Origin of the sequence: Streptomyces sp. NPDC018964, assembly GCF_044390325.1 — a bacterium.
Lineage (GTDB): Bacteria > Actinomycetota > Actinomycetes > Streptomycetales > Streptomycetaceae > Streptomyces.
The window spans coordinates 60,776-77,960 of sequence record NZ_JBIRYZ010000019.1 but is presented as its reverse complement, the minus strand read 5'-3'; the positions used below and the strand labels follow the sequence as shown (position 1 = coordinate 77,960).

At 71.2% G+C, this 17,185-nt stretch carries 11 protein-coding genes; 5 read left to right on the top strand and 6 right to left on the bottom strand.

Going from position 1 to position 17,185, the window contains the following annotated elements; all coding sequences use genetic code 11:
• Nucleotides 1-90: 90 nt before the first annotated feature.
• Entirely contained in the window at nucleotides 91-516 is a 426-nt protein-coding gene (locus ACH5AO_RS26870) for a VOC family protein (RefSeq protein WP_398928945.1), read from the top strand.
• 15 nt (nucleotides 517-531) lie between these two features.
• Here the strand turns inward: ACH5AO_RS26870 and ACH5AO_RS26865 are convergent, their stop codons facing one another.
• Both ACH5AO_RS26865 and ACH5AO_RS26860 read right to left on the bottom strand, forming a co-directional pair.
• Nucleotides 532-2,406: an ATP-binding cassette domain-containing protein gene (locus ACH5AO_RS26865; protein WP_398928943.1), complete on the bottom strand. Its 1,875-nt coding sequence runs from the start codon at nucleotides 2,404-2,406 to the stop codon at nucleotides 532-534.
• A gap of 234 nt (nucleotides 2,407-2,640) precedes the next feature.
• Nucleotides 2,641-3,549 (bottom strand): SMP-30/gluconolactonase/LRE family protein, encoded by a 909-nt coding sequence (locus ACH5AO_RS26860; RefSeq protein ID WP_398928941.1) that lies wholly within the window; start codon nucleotides 3,547-3,549, stop codon nucleotides 2,641-2,643.
• 304 nt (nucleotides 3,550-3,853) lie between these two features.
• Here ACH5AO_RS26860 and ACH5AO_RS26855 point away from each other — a divergent pair, with 304 nt between their 5' ends.
• Nucleotides 3,854-4,297, top strand: coding sequence for a nuclear transport factor 2 family protein (locus ACH5AO_RS26855; protein ID WP_398928940.1), 444 nt, complete (start codon nucleotides 3,854-3,856; stop codon nucleotides 4,295-4,297).
• 26 nt (nucleotides 4,298-4,323) lie between these two features.
• Here ACH5AO_RS26855 and ligA read toward each other — a convergent pair whose 3' ends face one another.
• Nucleotides 4,324-6,396 (bottom strand): NAD-dependent DNA ligase LigA, encoded by a 2,073-nt coding sequence (ligA, locus tag ACH5AO_RS26850; RefSeq protein ID WP_398928938.1) that lies wholly within the window; start codon nucleotides 6,394-6,396, stop codon nucleotides 4,324-4,326.
• A 117-nt stretch (nucleotides 6,397-6,513) separates the two neighbouring features.
• Between ligA and ACH5AO_RS26845 the strand changes: the two genes are divergently transcribed.
• Both ACH5AO_RS26845 and ACH5AO_RS26840 read left to right on the top strand, forming a co-directional pair.
• Entirely contained in the window at nucleotides 6,514-7,086 is a 573-nt protein-coding gene (locus ACH5AO_RS26845; protein ID WP_398928936.1) for a TetR/AcrR family transcriptional regulator, read from the top strand.
• A gap of 59 nt (nucleotides 7,087-7,145) precedes the next feature.
• A complete protein-coding gene (locus ACH5AO_RS26840) occupies nucleotides 7,146-8,336 on the top strand; it encodes a GDSL-type esterase/lipase family protein (protein ID WP_398928934.1) in 1,191 nt (396 codons plus the stop codon).
• A gap of 1 nt (nucleotide 8,337) precedes the next feature.
• Here ACH5AO_RS26840 and ACH5AO_RS26835 read toward each other — a convergent pair whose 3' ends face one another.
• Entirely contained in the window at nucleotides 8,338-9,432 is a 1,095-nt protein-coding gene (locus tag ACH5AO_RS26835; RefSeq protein ID WP_398928932.1) for a glycoside hydrolase family 43 protein, read from the bottom strand.
• Nucleotides 9,433-9,736: 304 nt separating this feature from the next.
• On the opposite strand from ACH5AO_RS26835, the gene ACH5AO_RS26830 reads away from it, so the two are divergent.
• Entirely contained in the window at nucleotides 9,737-13,012 is a 3,276-nt protein-coding gene (locus ACH5AO_RS26830) for a LamG-like jellyroll fold domain-containing protein (RefSeq protein ID WP_398928930.1), read from the top strand.
• A 61-nt stretch (nucleotides 13,013-13,073) separates the two neighbouring features.
• Here ACH5AO_RS26830 and ACH5AO_RS26825 read toward each other — a convergent pair whose 3' ends face one another.
• Nucleotides 13,074-14,576 (bottom strand): glycoside hydrolase family 43 protein, encoded by a 1,503-nt coding sequence (locus ACH5AO_RS26825; RefSeq protein WP_398928928.1) that lies wholly within the window; start codon nucleotides 14,574-14,576, stop codon nucleotides 13,074-13,076.
• An 87-nt stretch (nucleotides 14,577-14,663) separates the two neighbouring features.
• Nucleotides 14,664-17,024: an AbfB domain-containing protein gene (locus tag ACH5AO_RS26820; RefSeq protein WP_398928926.1), complete on the bottom strand. Its 2,361-nt coding sequence runs from the start codon at nucleotides 17,022-17,024 to the stop codon at nucleotides 14,664-14,666.
• Nucleotides 17,025-17,185: the final 161 nt, after the last annotated feature.

Here is a 17,185-nt window from a genome sequence, read left to right as displayed (position 1 = left end):
CCACTCACCTGGGGATGCCACGGCGACGAGCCGCGTACCGCTGCGCCGCGCGCCGTGGAACGTGCCCGCCGCCCGCGGCACAGTGGAGAGGTGAACGCACACGACGAGAACACCCTGGCCCGGGCCCGCGTGGCGACCAGGCTGCCGGCCCAGGACCTCGACCGGGCCCGGCGCTCCTACGCCGAACGGCTCGGCCTGGAACCCGTCGACGAACGGCCCGGCGGACTCCTCCACCGGTGCGCGGGCGCGGATTTCGTGCTCTTCCGGTCGACGGGAGCCTCCTCGGGGACCTTCACCCAGATGGCGTTCGAGGTCGACGACATCGAAGGCGTGGTGGCGGAACTCGAACGGCGCGGCGTGGTGTTCGAGGACGTCGACGTGCCCGGGCTCCGCACCACCGACGGCATCGCCGACATCGAGGGCAACTACCCGAGCAAGGGTGCCCGCGCCGAACGCGGAGCCTGGTTCCGCGACAGCGAGGGCAACCTGCTGGGTGTCGGTGAGCCGGTCGTGTGAGGAACGCCGGTGCCTTCAGCGGTCCTGGGACAGGCGCAGGAGGTCGGCGAAGGTGCCGGCGGCGTGGACGAGGTCGTCGTAGGTGCCGTGTTCGGTGATCCGCCCCTTCTCCATGACGACGATGTGATCGGCGATCCTGGTGTTCTCCAGGCGGTGCGTGACGACGATGGTGATGCGGTTGCCGGAGATCGCCTTGATCCTCTCGAAGATGCCGTGTTCGCCGCGCGGGTCCATCTGCGAGGTGGGCTCGTCGAGGATCAGCAGGGGCGGGCGGCGGTACAGGGCCCTGGAGCAGGCCAGGCGCTGCCACTGGCCGCCGGAGAGTTCGGCACCGCCGAAGACCTCGCGGGCCAGGAGGGTGTCGAGTCCGGCGGGCAGGTCCTCGACGGCGTCGCGCATACCGACCGCGTCGACCGCCTCCCACACCTCCCCGTCGTCGAGGCTCCTCGGCTGCCCCAGCGTCACGTTCTCCCGCACCCGCAGCGGCCACTGGGCGAAGATCTGCGGCACCAGGCCGGTGCACTCCCACACCGTGGCCGGATCGACGTGGGCGATGTCGACGCCGTCCCAGGTGACCCGGCCCTTGTCCGCGAGGTAGATGCCGGTGATCAGCCGGGTCAAGGTGCTCTTGCCGGAGCCGTTCACGCCGACCACGGCGAGGATCTCCCCCCGCCGCAGGGTCAGCGAGACACCGTCGACGGCGGGCCTGTCCTTGCCGGGGTACCGGTACGTGACCTCGTCCAGCCGGATCTCCTCCACCGGGGCCCGGACGGCCTCCGGGCCCCGCTGGGGCGCCCGCGCGGCGGCGTCGTCGAAGAACGCCTGCATGTCGCTGAGGTACAGACTGGTGTGGAACACCGCCGCTCCGTTGACGACGACCTGGGACAGCGCCGCCAGGGTCGTCTGGACCGCGACGACGGCCGTGGCCGCGACGGCCGGCGCGATCCGCCCGGTGACGGCCAGCCAGGCGAGCATCCCCCAGGTGGCGGCCAGGAACGCCCCACCGGCGACGGAGGACAGCAAGGCGATGCGCAGGGTCCGGGGAGCGGCGGCCAGGGACCGCCGGTCGACCCGCTCCGACAGGGCGCGGTACCAGTACAGGAGGTAGTCGGTCATGCCGTTGGCGCGGACCTCGTCCGCGTACTTCGGCGTGGTCGCCCACCAGCGGGTCATCCCGCGCACGTTGCGGTCGGCGACGTTCGCGTAGTGGATCTCGTAGTCGACGCGCGCGGTGAGGACGGCTCCCACGCCGGCCGGGGCCACGGCCAGCAGGAGCAGCGGCAGCATGAGGGGATTGAGCACGGACAGGACACCGCCGGCCGTGACCATCCTGATCAGCGCGGCCATGAAGCGCTGGGCGTCCATGACCATCACGTGCGTGCGCATCACGCCCATCTCGGCCGCCTCCTGGCGGTCGGAGAAGCCGTCCGTGGCGTACGCCGCGGCCTCGACCCGGCAGACGGCCTCGACCAGCGCCGAGTCGGTCTCCGTCGTCAGCCGGGGCGTGATCCGCCGCTCGGCGTACATGGCCAGGGCCGCCGCCGCGCGGGTGACGGCGCTCGCCGCCGCGACGACGACGAGCGCGGGGAGCGCCCGGTGCAGACGGTCCGCGACCGTGCCCGCCCCGAGGATCGGGCCCATGGCCCTCGCCGTGGCCGCCAGCAGCACCGCCGCGGACACGCCGGTGACCAGCTGGCAGGTGAGGAGCAGGACTACGGCCCGACGGTCGGTCCGCCACGCCATGGCGGTGATCCGGCGCAGGACGGAGGGGAGCTGGGAGCACAGGGAGCGGAAGCCGACCTGGCCGAGCGGGTTGACGGAGTAGTGGCCGGAGTACGTGATCTCGGCGGGCGGCGGGGGCGGGACGGCGCGGGTGTTCTTGGGGGTCAACGGCACTTCTCCCTGCCTGGTCGATGGCGTGAAGACGACGGCACGAGACTCAACGAGACAGGGAGCGATATCGAACACAGGTGTTTCGGACGAAGCGGATTCCGCGTGGGGCGCGGTGTCCGGGGGCGTGAGGAGCACCGGCCCTTGAGCGGCGGGGGTTCGTGTGCGGACCCTCGTGGCCGAAACGCCGACCGCCGATGCCCGTGCGACGGGTGGGGTTCCCGAGCGGCCCGTTCAGAGGCGCGGCGCCCCGGTCACCGACATCACCAGGGAGTACAGGGAGGTGGTGGCCGTGAGGAACAGGCGGTTGTTCTTCGGGCCGCCGAAGGCGATGTTGGAGACGGGCTCGGGCACGCGCAGCCTCCCGAGGAGGGTGCCGTCGGGGTCGTAGCAGTGCACGCCGTCGTCGAGGGCGGCGGCCCACAGGCGGCCCTCGTCGTCGAAGCGGATGTTGTCGAAGCGGATACCGCCCCGGCCCTCGGCGAAGACCTCGCCGTCGGACAGGGTGCCGTCCTCGCGGATGCCGTACACGTGGATCCGGGCGGCCCGCGAGTCGGAGACGTACAGCCGGCTCTCGTCGGGGGACAGGACGACCCCGTTGGGCCCCTCGAACCCGTCCGCGGCGAGGTGGACCTCCCCCGACAGCGGGTCGATCCGGTACACGTTGCACGCGCCGATCTCCGACTCGGCGCGATGGCCCTCGTAGTCGCTGGTGATGCCGAAGTCCGGGTCGGAGAACCAGATCGTGCCGTCGGAGCGCACGACGGAGTCGTTCGGGCTGTTCAGCCGCTTGCCGGCGTACCGGTCGGCGAGGACGGTCACGGTCCCGTCCGGTTCGGTGCGGGTGACGCGGCGGTTGCCCTGCTCGCAGGTGACCAGGCGGCCCTGCCGGTCGACGGTGTTGCCGTTGCTGTGACCGGCCGGGGTGCGGAAGACGCCGACGGTGCCGGTGGCCTCGTCCCAGCGCAGGATGCGGTCGTTCGGGATGTCGCTCCAGACCAGCTGGCGCCAGGCGGGCAGATACAGCGGCCCCTCCGCCCAGCGGCAGCCGTCGTACAGGACCTCCAGCCTGCTGTCGCCGTTCGCGCAGCGTCCGGTGCGGAAGCGGTCGTCCAGGATGTCGTACAGGCTGCTGCTCGGCATGGCGTCCCCTCGCTGGGAGTGATCGGAACTGAATTGTCGACCGTCGGCCGGCCGCACGGTCGTCGACACCGCGGAGCACACGGACGCGTCCACGGCGGCGGGCGCGGCCCGGCCTCGCACAGAGCACGGGCCGGGCACGGAGGAGGCCGCCTCACCGGCGACGGCCGCGTCCGGCCGCCCCGCCCCGCCTCGGCCCGGGCATGACGTCCGAGGTAATCGACCCGCTCCTTCCCCCTCCGGCAGGATCAGGCACATCCACCGAGACCCCGAGCCGGAATCCGGCCGCAGCCGCGAGGAGAGCGTCATGCCCACCCGTTTCCCCGCCACCACCGCGCAGGCCGACGCGGAGGCCACCCGGACCGTCGTGCGGGAGTTCCTCGCCGCCCGGTCGGCCGGGGACACCGGACGGCTCGTCGCGCTCTTCGCCGACGAGGTCGACTGGCTGCTCGCCGACAACCCCGCCGTCCCGTGGATCCGCCCCCGCTCCACCGCCGTCGAATGCGCGGCCCAGTTCACGGAGTTGATGGAGCACACCGTGCCCGAGGACGCGCGTGTCCGCGTCGACGCCTTCCTCGTCGACGGGAAGGACGCGGTCCTGACGGGGCATCTGTCGGGGAGGGTGCGGGCGACGGGACGGTCCTTCCAGGGCCCGTTCGCCCTGCGCCTCACCGTGGAGGGCGGCCGGATCACCCGTCACCACCTCTACGAGAACAGCCTGTCCATCGCCGAGGCCTGCGCCGCGCCCTGACGGCCGGGCGCGGGCCGGCGCCCGGCTCAGTCGAGGAGTTCGGCGACCAGGGCGGCGAACTCCTCCGGGGTGGCGATGCGGACGCCGAGCTGTTCGGCCTTCGCCCGCTTGGAACCGGCGCCCTCGCCCGCGACCACGAGGGCGGTCTTCTTGGAGACGCTGGAGGAGGAACGGCCGCCGGCCCGTTCGACGAGTTCGTTCATCTCGTTGCGGGAGAGCTTCTCCAGCTTCCCGGTCATCGCGCCGGTGACCACCACCGTCATCCCGGCCAGCGGGCCGCCTTCGGCCGGGGCGTCGGCCTCGGCACCCGCGGGCGGTGGCGGAGTGGCCCCGGGCTCCGTCATGTTGACGCCGACGGCGACGAGCTTGTCGATGAGCGGCGCGAGTTCGGCCAGCTCCACGACGATCGAGGGCGCCTTCTCCGCTCCGATGCCCTCGACCCGCTGCATCGACTCGGCGTCGGCCGCGCGGATGTGGTCCATGGTGGCGAAGTGGCGGGCGATGCGCCGTGACATGGATCTTCCGGTGCCCCGCACGCCCAGCGCGCACAGCACCCGTGACAGCGGCTGCTCCTTGGCCTTGGCGAGCGCGGCGAGCAGATTGTCGGTGCTGGTCTCGCCCATCCGCTCCAGGGCGAGCAACTGCTCGCGCCGCAGGGTGAACAGATCGGCGAGATCGGCCACCAGGCCCGCCTCGACCAGCTGCACCACACGGGTGGCGCCGAGGCCCTCGATGTCGAGCTGGTCGCGGCCGGCGGCGTAGGCGAGGGACGCGACGAGGTGGCAGTTGCGGCCCTGGGCGCACCGCCAGCGTTCCTCGCCGGTGTCGATGTCCGACCCGCAGCGCGGACACTGCGCCGGGAACTCGATCGGCCGCTCCTCACCCGTGCGCAGGTGGGCGACCGGCGCCTCGATGCGCGGGATGACGTCACCCGCGCGGTGGACCATGACGTGGTCGCCCAGGCGCAGGTCGCGGCGGGTGATGTCGGCCGGGTTGTGCAGGGTGGCGTAGGTGATGGTGGAGCCGTCGATGACGACCGGTTCGAGGACACCGCGCGGCGCGATGATCCCGGTGCGGCCGACGTTCCACTCCACCTCCAGCAGCCGGGTGATCTTCTCCACGGCCGGCAGCTTGTAGGCGATCGCCCAGCGGGGCGCGCGCGAGCCGTTCCCGGCGGCCCGCCGGTCGGCGGCGAGGTCGGCCTTGACGACGATCCCGTCGATGCCGAACGGCAGCTCGGCGCGGAGCGCGGCGATCTCCTTCACCCGGACCAGGACCTCCTCGGGCGTCTCGGCGACGACGTCCGGGACCGCCGTACGGGCGCTGGTGTGCACCCCGAGGTCGCCCGCCAGCGCCATCAGTTCGCTGTGCGCGAGCTCGTTCAGCTTCTCGGCGAGGACGGAGTCGGTGTCGGGCAGTGGCAGCAGTCCGTAGCCGAAGAACGTCATCGGCACCGTGTAGAGCCGCTCCTTCGCCCGCAGGGTGCCCGCCGCCGCGTTGCGCGGGTTGGCGAACGGCTGTCCGCCGTGCGAGGTGCGCACCTCGTTGGCGTACTCGAACTGGGCCGTCGTCATGAGGACTTCGCCGCGCACCTCCACGGTGACCGGCTCGTCCAGCTTCTCGGGCAGCCCCTCGACGGTGCCGATCGCGTGCGAGACGTCCTCCCCGGCCGTCCCGTCCCCGCGGGTGATCAGGCGGGTGAGGCGGCCGTCGCGGTAGCGGGCGGCGATCGCGAGCCCGTCCAGCTTCGGACCCACGCTGAAGCGCGTCGCCTCACGTCCGGTACGGCGGGACAGGGAGGCCGTCCAGGCGGTGAACTCCTCCGCGGAGAACACGTTGTCGAGGCTGAGCATCGGCACCGTGTGCGGCACGTCGCCCTCCACCGCCCCGCCGGCGACCTTCCCGGTGGGGGAGTCGGGGAGTATCCCGTCGGGATGCTCCGCCTCCCAGTCGGCGATCCCTCGTACCAGCCGGTCGTAGGTGTCGTCGTCCAGCGCCGAGGTGCCGCCCTCGTAGTAGGCGGCGGCCGCGCGTACGGCGTCCTCGACCGCCTGCGCGTAGGCGGCGGCATCCACGATCACTGCTGCAGGTGTTGTCATGCGTCGCATCTTGCCTCCCCCCACTGACAACGGGGTCCGACGGACATCACACTCGGCCCGTTTGCCTAAAGGTATTAGGTAGATGCACAATTGATTTAGTTTATGGAGAGGATGGCTATGGCAGCACGCGTAGGGCTGACGGCGGAACGCCTGACCAGAGCGGGGGCCGAACTCGCCGACGAGGTCGGCTTCGACCGGGTGACCGTCTCGGAGCTCGCCCGGCGCTTCGACGTCAAGGTGGCGAGCCTGTACTCCCACGTGAAGAACTCCCACGACCTCAGGACGCGGATCGCCCTGCTCGCGCTGGAGGAGCTCGCCGACCGTGCCGCCGAGGCCCTGGCCGGGCGGGCCGGCAAGGACGCCCTGACCGCGCTGGCGAACGTCTACCGCGACTACGCGCGGGAGCACCCCGGCCGTTACGCGGCCGCCCAGTTCCGGCTGGACCCCCAGGAGGCCGCGGGCAGCGCGGGGGTGCGGCACGCGCGGATGACCCGGGCCCTCCTGCGCGGCTACGACCTGACGGAACCGGACCAGACCCACGCGGTCCGCCTGCTGGGCAGCGTCTTCCACGGCTACGTCAGCCTGGAGATGGGCGGCGGGTTCAGCCACAGCGCCCCCGACACGCAGGAGACGTGGACCCGCGTCCTCGACGCGCTGGACGCCCTGCTGCGCAACTGGCCCGCGCCCTGACGGCGACCCCGGCGCCGTCCCCCCGTTCATCCACCCGCCCCGACAGACGGAACGAAGCGATGCCCCCCACCCCGCCCACCTGGACCACCACACCCATCACCGCGGACCTCGTGCGCGGCGCCCTCGACCTGGAGCACACCCCGAGGGGGGTGCTGCCCCACCGCCTGCCCTCCTGGGCCCGCGCCCGGAACACCGACGGACAGCTCGCCATGGCCGAGTCCCAGCCCTCCGGCGTACGCCTGGTCTTCCGCACCCGGGCGACCGCGATCGAACTCGACACCCTGCCCACCAAACGGGTCTACACCGGTGCCCCGCCCCGCCCGGACGGCCGCTACGACCTGCTCGTCGACGGACGTCCGGCCGGTCAGGCGACCGTGACCGGCGGCGACACCCTGACCATCGACATGAGCACCGGAATCGCCGAACACGGCACCGGCCCCGCCGGCACCCTCCGCTTCACCGGCCTGCCCGGGCGCGACAAGACCGTCGAGGTCTGGCTGCCGCACAACGAGACCACCGAACTCGTCGCCCTGCGCACCGACGCCCCCGTCGAGCCCGCGCCCGCCCGCGGACGCCGCACCTGGCTGCACCACGGCAGTTCCATCAGCCACGGCTCCGACGCCGCGAGCCCCACCACCACGTGGCCCGCGCTCGCCGCCGCACGGGGCGGTGTGGAACTGGTCAACCTGGGCTTCGGCGGCAGCGCCCTGCTCGACCCGTTCGTCGCCCGCACCCTGCGCGACACGCCCGCCGACCTGATCAGCGTCAAGATCGGCATCAACCTGGTCAACGCCGACCTGATGCGGCTGCGCGCCTTCACGCCCGCCGTGCACGGCTTCCTCGACACCGTCCGCGAGGGCCACCCCACCACACCGCTGCTGGTCGTCTCGCCGATCCTGTGCCCCATCCACGAGGACACACCCGGCCCCACCGCCTACGACTTCAGCCGGCTCGGTGAGGGCCGGCTCCTGTTCACCGCCACGGGTGATCCCGGGGAGCGGGCCGCGGGCAAGCTGACGCTCAACGTCATCCGCGACGAGCTGAAGCGCATCGTGACGCAACGCGCGGCCGAGGACCCGAACGTGCACTACCTCGACGGCCGTGACCTCTACGGCGAGGCTGACCACGCCGAACTGCCGCTGCCCGACCGGCTCCACCCCGACGCGGCCGCGCACCGCCGCATCGGCGAGCGCTTCGCCGCCCACGCCTTCGCGGCCGACGGCGGCCCGTTCACGCGGGCCGGGGAGTGACCTACTCGAAGAACTTGAGACTCCAGCCGGTGTCGGTGTTCGGCCCGGGGACGTTGGCGCGGCTGTAGGTGGTGTTCCCCCACCAGCAGAACGTGCCCGTGTACCAGTAGCGGTTCTCCCAGGTGTACGGCGTGCCCTTCGGCACCGCGTGGAACATCAGCGGGAACCTCGGCCCGGCGGGCGGGCTGGTGCCGATGTCGCCGTCGAGCAGGACGAAGCTGTGGTGGCCGGGTCCGTCGACGTGCAGCGTCGGATCCCAGCCGGCCATCATCGTGGCCCTGTGGGAGCCGAACAGGCAGCCGTTGGACTTGTACCAGTCCCACACGTACGTCGGGTCGCCGCCGGCCCGCAGCCGCAGGTCGGCCAGGCAGTACTGGTCGCTCCAGCTGCCGTTGGCGGAGTACACGATGTGCAGCTGCCCGTTCGGGTCCCTGATGGGCTCCGGGCCCTCGTTGATGAACGGGTTGCCGACCACGCGCTCCCAGCTCTCCCGGGGCTGCGAGATGATGTGCCGCGCACCGGTCGGCGTGGTCGGGCTGCTCATCCGGGCGATGTACAGGTTCTGCTCGACGTCGGTGTCCCCGGCCCAGCCGGACCAGACGAACCAGCGCTGCCCGTTGAAGGTGAACAGGGTTCCGTCGATGGCCCACTTGTCGTCCGGCAGGGCCAGCTTCGTCTCGGCGGAGTAGCCGCTGTCGGGACTCGCCGAGCTGATCACGTACATCCGGTGGGCCGCTCCGCGCCCGGCCGTGAAGTAGATGTAGTAGCGGCCGCCGTCCCGCACGATCTCCGGGGCCCAGACCTCACCGCGACCGCGCGTGTCCGACCAGACCTGCCGCGGGGCCGCCGAGTCCAGGGCGTCCGTCGACGGGGCCTGCCGTACGGCGATGCCTCCTCCGGTGGACTGCACGGAGATGTACGTGCCACCGACCCGGAGCACGCTGGGGTCCGCGGCGCGCAGACCGGTCTGGTCCGCCCGGGCGGGCTCGGCGGACGTCAGGGTCAGGGCGGCGGCGAGGACGCCGGACAGGACGAAGCCGAGGGCTCCGGCCAGACGGCGGGAGAGTCTCTTCGGCCCGTGAGGAAGCCTGGCCATCGTGTCCCGTCACCTCCACGCCGAGGTTTACATCGATGAAATCCGCTTCCACAGGATGGTGACCAGTGGCGAGCATGTCAATAGAGTCGTCGGGTCCGGTTGCTGCCGGGTGAACCGCCATCGCGCCGTGAAGGTCGGAGCGCTGACGGAACATCAGCTGTGTGCGAAGCCTGGACAGCCGTCGGGCGGCGTGTTGTCATTCCGCTGCACACCGGATTTCCAACGTTGGAATGAAAGGTCGGCCGAGCCGACGGCCACCCCTGTTTCGTCCTGGCCCCATGCCCTCTGCGCGAGGAAAGGTTCGATGACAAGACAACTCACCCGCCCGGGATCCAGATCGTGGGCGCTGCTGACCGTGACCGCCCTGGCCCTGTCCACGGGCGCCCTGGCGCCCGCCGCGTCGGTGGCCGTGCCGATGGCCGCGGTGTCCGCCGGCGCGACCGCCGCCGACGCCGATGTCGTGGTGCACGGCCTGAAGGGCGAGTACTTCAGCATGTCGGCGCCGGGCGCCCGGGACTTCGCCGAACTCGGCGGCACCCTGCTGGAACCGCAGATCAACTTCTCCGGACTGACCGGCACCTTCGAGGAGCTGACCGGGCGGACGGAGCACACGACCGCCCGCTGGACCGGGCAGATCGAAGCACCGGAAACCGGTGAATACACCTTCCACGCCATCGGCGACAACGGCTTCCGGCTGTTCATCGACGACGAACCCGTCATCGACCACTGGGTGGGCGACTGGGACAAGGAACAGACCAGCGCGGCGATCAAGCTGACCGCGGGCGAGAAGCACGACTTCCGCATGGAGATGTTCCAGGACGTCGGCGGCGCCAACATGTTCCTGCGCTGGTCGACACCGACGATGCCCAAGCAGCTCGTGCCGACGACGGCGTTCACCCCGCCCGCCGGCTTCGAGGTCTTCCCCGTGGAGCCGACCGTCACCGAGGACGGCCGCGGACTGCGCGCCCGGTTCGAGGACCCGGTGGGCGACCTCGCCGAGGTGGCCGGCCACCTCAAGATCGAGGCCGACACGACCGCCATGCCGGTCAAGTCGGTGGCGGCCGACCCCGGCGACCCCGACTCCCTCCTGATCACGCTCTCCGAGCCGATCCAGAAGAACCAGCAGGTCCGTTTCACCTACGACGGCGAGGGCGGCCTCACGGCCGGCGGCAAGGCCGTGCCCCGCATCGTCCGCTACGCCGTGAACACCTCCACCCACCGCATCACCACCCCGTGGGGCGACAAGGTCGACACGAAGAACCCGCTGCCGGAGTACCCCCGCCCGCAGCAGGTCCGCTCGAAGTGGAAGAACCTCAACGGGCCCTGGCAGTTCAGCGGCGCGAAGGCCGGTGAGCAGCCGGTCTTCGGCAAGGACCTGGACGAGAAGATCATCGTGCCGTTCCCGGTCGAGTCGCAGCTCTCCGGGCTCGAGCGGCACGAGGACCACATGTTCTACCGCAAGCTCGTGGACGTGCCGAAGAGCTGGAAGGTCGGCAAGAGCGGCAAGGACAACCGGCTCAGGCTCAACTTCGGCGCCGTCGACTACCGGGCCACCGTCTACGTCAACGGCACGAAGGTCGCCGAGCACACCGGCGGCTACAACGCCTTCAGCGCCGACATCACCGACGCCCTCAAGGGCCGGGGCAAGCAGGAGATCGTCGTCGCGGTCACCGACACCGGCGGCGCCAACCAGCCGATGGGCAAGCAGTCCACCAACCCCGGCGGCATCTTCTACACCCAGTCGTCCGGCATCTGGCAGACCGTCTGGATGGAACCCGTCGCCGACGCCGCGATCGACGACGTCGTCACCACGCCCGACATCGACACCGGCACCCTCGCCGTGACCGTCGAGTCCGAGGACGCCTCGAAGCACGCCCGTGTCGAGGCCGTCGCCCGCGACGCCCGCGGCAAGGTCGTCGGCCGGGTCAGCGGACCGGCCAACAGCAAGCTGAACCTGCGCGTGGCCAAGCAGCACCTGTGGAGCCCGGACGACCCCTACCTCTACGACCTCGACGTCAAGCTGAAGGACGGCCGGTCCACCGACAAGGTCGGCAGCTACTTCGGCATGCGTGAGATCGGCATCGAGGAGGTCGGCGGCTACCGGAAGCTGGTCCTCAACGGCAAGCCGATCTTCTCCCTGGCCACCCTCGACCAGGGCTTCTGGCCCGACGGCCTCTACACCGCGCCCAGCGACGACGCGCTCGCCTTCGACCTGAAGGCGCACAAGAAGCTCGGCTTCAACGCCGTCCGCAAGCACATCAAGGTGGAGTCCCCGCGCTGGTTCTACCACGCGGACAAGCTCGGCCTGCTCGTCTGGCAGGACTTCGTCTCCGGGAACCTCACCGACGAGACCGGACAGAAGGCCTTCGTCGACCAGGGCCGCGAGATGATGCGCCAGCACCACAACTCGCCCTCCGTCATCGGCTGGATCGTCTTCAACGAGGGCTGGGGCGAGTGGAACCGCGAGGAGAGCGGTCGCATCGCCGAGTCGGTGAAGGCCGCCGACCCGTCCCGGATCGTCAACGCCCACAGCGGTGTCAACTGCTGCAACTCCAAGGGCGACTCGGGCAAGGGCGACATCATCGACCACCACGACTACAACAACGACGACGCGCCCTTCCCGGACCACCGGGCGGCCATGGACGGCGAGCACGGCGGCTTCACGCTGCGCACCCCGGGCCACATGTGGCCGGGCACGCCGACCGTGATCTACAGCGGCGTCGCCGACAAGGAGGCGCTGACCCGCAAGTACGTCGAGAACACCGAGAAGTTCTATCTCGACCAGGCCGGCGCCGAGCTCTCCGGCTCGGTGTACACGCAGATCACCGACCTGGAGAACGAACTCAACGGCCTGTACACCTACGACCGCCGGGAGCTCAAGGTCGACCCGGTCCGGGTCCGCGAGATCAACCGCAAGGTGATCGCGGCCGGCGCCGCGGCCGGCGACCGCGAGCCCCTCAAGGGCGGCGGCTCCTGGTCCCTCGACGAGGGCACCGGCACCACCGCGAAGGACGACGGCCCGAACGACAAGCCGCTGACCCTCAGCGAGGGCACCACCTGGACCACCGGAGTCGGCGGCAGCGCGCTGAAGTTCGACGGCCAGGGACAGTACGCCCGGACCGACGGCCCGGTGCTCGACACCACCGGCAGCTACACGGTGTCCGCGTGGGTCAGCCTCGACTCGCTGCCGGGCAACTACGCCACCGCCGTCAGCCAGGACGCGCCGCGCCAGACGAGCCCCTTCTACCTGCAGTACGGCCAGGGCGCCTTCGCCTTCAGCACCCCCGACGGACAGCGCGCCCGCCTGGAGACCACGCCCGAGACCGGCCGCTGGTACCACCTGGTCGGTGTGCGTGACGACGCGACGGGCGAGATCACGCTCTACGTCGACGGCGAGCGGGCGGCGACCGTCAAGGGCGGCCCGAACTACGTCGCCTCCGGCCCCTTCACGGTGGGCCGCGCCCAGTGGAACGGCCAGAACACCGACTTCTGGGACGGAGCGGTGGACGAGGTCCACGCCTACGACAGGGCGCTCACCGCACAGGAGGTGAGCGCGCTGTACGGGGCGGAGAAGCCGTAACCGCCACGACGGCGAAGGGGGCGGACGCCGACGGCGTCCGCCCCCTTCGCCGTGGGACGGGTCACCGCGCGGGGCTCACCGCCACGTCGTCGAACGTGGCCGCGGTGCCGAAGACCCGCACACCGTTCGCACCGCTGGGGTAGGTGGCGTCGGTGACCGAGATCCTGGGTTTCGTCATGTCGTCGACGTACACCTTGAGGGAGGAGCCGACGGCAGTGACCCGCAGCTTGTGCGTCGAGCCGGGGGTGATCCGCAGACGGGCGGTCCGCAGCGGGGTCCAGGAGTCGTTCACCCTCCCGAGCGCCACCTTGCCGTCCGGACCGATGCCCGCGTAGTAGCCGCTGTAGCCGTCGGTACCGACGGTCGGCCGGGTCACCCGGAAGACGAGCCCCGCGTCACCGCCGCGCGAGGCCACCGTGACGTCGGCCTCCTGGGTGAAGTCGGCGAAATCCGTGTCCAGCAGTGCCTTGCCGCCGGGTGAGCGGCCCGCCCGGTAGCGTCCGCCGGCCACCGTCCAGGACCCGCCGTACGTCTTCCAGCCCAGCGCGTTGCCGTCGGCGAAGTTGTCCCGCACCTTCATCTCGATGCGCTCGATGGTGCCGTCGGCACGGAAGTGCATGCGGTCATAAGCCAGTTGGCGGTGGTTGCCGTCCGTCTCGCTGAGCGGGCGCCGGTGGTAGAAGATGTACCAGATGTCGGTGCCGGGCACACGGACGACCGAGTTGTGACCGGAGCCCTTGGCGACCGCCGGGTCCTGGGCGAGTACCTTGTCGAGCTTGACGAAGGGACCGGTAGGCGAGTCGGCGATGGCGTACGACACCGAGTAGTCGGGTCCCGTCCAGCCTCCCTCGGACCACATCAGGTAGTACTTCCCGTCCCGTTTGAACATCTGCGCCCCCTCGACGTAACCCGCCGGGGTGATCTCCTTGTACGTCGATCCGTCGGCGAAGGTGCCGAGGCTGGTCATGTCCGGGTTGAGCTTGACGACGTTGGCGTGGCCCCAGCCGCCGTAGTACATGTACGCCTGACCGTCGTCGTCGATGAAGACGTCCTGGTCGATGGGCTGGGCGCCGTTGTGGAACGCCGGGATCAGCGGCTGTCCGATGGCGTCCTCGTACGGGCCCTCGGGCCGGTCGGCGACGGCCACCCCGATCCCGCCGGGCTGGGAGTCGTTCTGGATGTCGTTGGCGGCGAAGTACAGGTAGTACCTGCCGTCGCGTTCGATCGGCGCGGGCGCCCACATGGCCCGCTCGGCCCAGGAGACGTCCGCCGTGGTCAGGACGTCGCTGTGCTTGGTCCAGTGCACCAGGTCGGTGGAGGAGAAGGCGTCGAGGTGCGTCTGCTCGTCGTAGGGCCTGGAGGTGGTCGGGAACACCCAGTAGGCGCCTTCGTACAACGCGATGTCCGGGTCGGCGTACCAGCCGTCCACGAAGGGGTTGCCCGCCTCGGCGGTCGTGTACACGGGCACGGCGACGGCGGGGGAGGGCGAGAGCACCGTCAGGAGGCCGCCGGCGAGCAGGGAGGCGCAGAATCTGGCGGCGGGTCCGGTCGTTCGGGCAGTCATGGCTGGGGAACTCCAGTGGGGGAGGAGACGGGGGCGGTGGCGACCGGACGGCCGCCACCGCTTCTCACATGTGCCGCTTCGCCGCGGTCACGGGGCCCAGGGGGCCTCCACGGCCCAGGTGGTGTCCTCCGTGAACAGGGCCGGGCTGTCCCAGGTGTGCGTTCCGCCCGGTGTGGCGAGCCACAACTCGGCGTCGTAGTGGCGCAGGTACTGCCCGGGGAAGTTGTAGGCGGACAGCCTCACCCCGCCGTTCGCGCCCCGGACGGGGCAGAAGGTGGCGTCGGCGCGGAACAGGTCGCCGCTGCCGCCCTCCTTGTACACGCGGTACGCGCGGTGGCGCAGGTACTCGCCCGGGTAGTTCCGCGACTCGAACGAGTAGCAGCCGCTGTCGGCCAGACCGGGCACGATCCGCCAGGTGGCGTCGTTCTTCAGCAGCGCGTCACTGCCGCCGGTGACGACCGCGGTGAACGCGGCGCCGTCCTGGTGCCGCACATAGCGGTCGGTGTGGCCGGGGGTCGTCACCCGCAGCGACCTGTACGGGCCGGTGGGCAGGGTGACGGGTGCTGCCGACGCGCGCGAGGCGTCGATCAAGGCCCGGTTGGCGGCCCGGACCCGGGCCTCGTCGACCTTGACCACCTGACGGTCGTAGGTGAGCAGCCCGTTGGCCTCGTTCTCCACGTCGGTGATCTCCGTGTAGACCGAGGCGGACAGCCCCCGGGGCATGCGGACCTCACGGATGCCGTCCAGCAGGCCGACGAACCGGCTGTTCAGGTGCGCGAGGTCGGGCTGGTCCTCGTAGCTGAAGCCGCCGCCGGGGTACCACTCGTGGCCGGCCACCTTGAAGCCCAGCCCGCCGAACTCGCCGAGAACGGCGGCGCGGGTGGCGCTGGGCACCGTGGTGCCGGGGCCGACGTACACATGGTGGTCGACCACGTCACCGTTGCCGCCGTCCACGGCCCCGCAGCAGTTGACCCCGCTCATGTTGTCCACCAGCCGGGACGGGTCGTACGCCTTGACCTCGTCGGCGATGCGCGCCTGGTCGTACTGGCCCCAGCCCTCGTTCTGGTTCACCCACATCACCAGGGACGGTGAGCTGCGGTGCTGGTCGATGATCCGGTGGTACTCGGCCTCCCACTGGGTGCGCGCCGCGGCGTCGGGGGTGCGCTCCATGGACGGCATGTCCTGCCACACCAGCAGACCGAGCCGGTCGGCCCAGTAGAACCAGCGCTGCGGCTCGACCTTGATGTGCTTGCGCACCATGTTGAAGCCGAGGTCCTTGTGCTTCTGCAGGTCGTACCGGAGGGCGGCGTCGGTCGGGGCGGTGTAGACGCCGTCCGGCCAGTAGCCCTGGTCCAGGGTGCCCGTCTGGAAGACGAACTCGCCGTTGAGGACCGGGCGCAGGAGGCCGTCGACGCGGGCGAGGCCGATGGAGCGCATGCCGGTGTAGCTGCCGACGGAGTCGACCGCCGTGCCACCGGACAGCAGCTCCGCCTTCACGTCGTAGAGGAACGGGTCGTCCGGCGTCCACCGGTGCGCGTCCGGGACCGGGACGGTGAACTCACCGCCCACCGGACCGGTGGCGGTGCCGACCGTGGCACCGCCGCTGGAGACGGTGACGCGGGCCTGGTGGCCGCCGGTTCCGACGCCACGCACGGTGACCTCGAGACGGTTGCCGGTGAGGTCCGGCACCATGTCGAGGCGGGTGATGTGGGCTGCCGCCGTGGGCTCCAGCCACACCGTCTGCCAGATGCCGGACGCGGCGGTGTAGAAGATGCCACCACCCGGATGGGGTGTCACCTCGTTGAGCCGCTGTTTGCCGACCGCCTGACCACCGGTCTGGGTGGGGTCCCACACGGAGACGACGACGGTGTTCGTGCCCCCGTTCAGCAGGTCGGTGATGTCGTACGAGAAGGAGTCGTAACCCCCGCTGTGGGGGGCACCGGCCTGCCGGTCGTTGACCCACACGGTCGTACGCCAGTCACTGGCGCCGAAGTTGAGCTGGACGCGGCGGCCGTTCCAGTTCGAGGGGACGGTGAAGGTGCGCTTGTACCAGAGCTTGTCGTTCCGGGTGATCCTGCGCTGGATGCCGGAGAGCGCGGACTCGGCGACGAAGGGCACCCGGATCCGCTCGGTGAACGAGGCGGGCCGGCCGGCGTCCGCCGAGGTGACGGCGAAGTCCCAGACGCCGTTGAGGTTCGCCCAGTCGGGGCGGGTGAGCTGCGGGCGGGGGTACTCGGGCAGCGGGCTGTCGACCGGGACCTGACCGGTCCACGGGGTGGTCATGGGCGCGGGTTTCGGGGCCCACGCCCGCGGCGCCGCCGCCGCGGTGCCGGAGACGGTGAGGACCGTCCCGGCGAGGAGGGCCAGCACGGCCAGGACGGTGGTGACCCACCGCGCCCGCCGTCCGGACCGGGGGACGGGTAACGGTGGTGCGGATGTTCGACGCATCGTCACTCCTCGGGAAGATGGGGGTGGGGGACGTGCGCGTGCGGAAGCGGGCGGGCGCGCGGGGGGGCGGGTCCCGCCGCCCGGCGCCCGCCCCCGGGGGGGGGCCCCCACGCGGCCCCCCCCCCCCGGCGGGGGGGGCAAGAAAAGAGACGCGGGGGCCC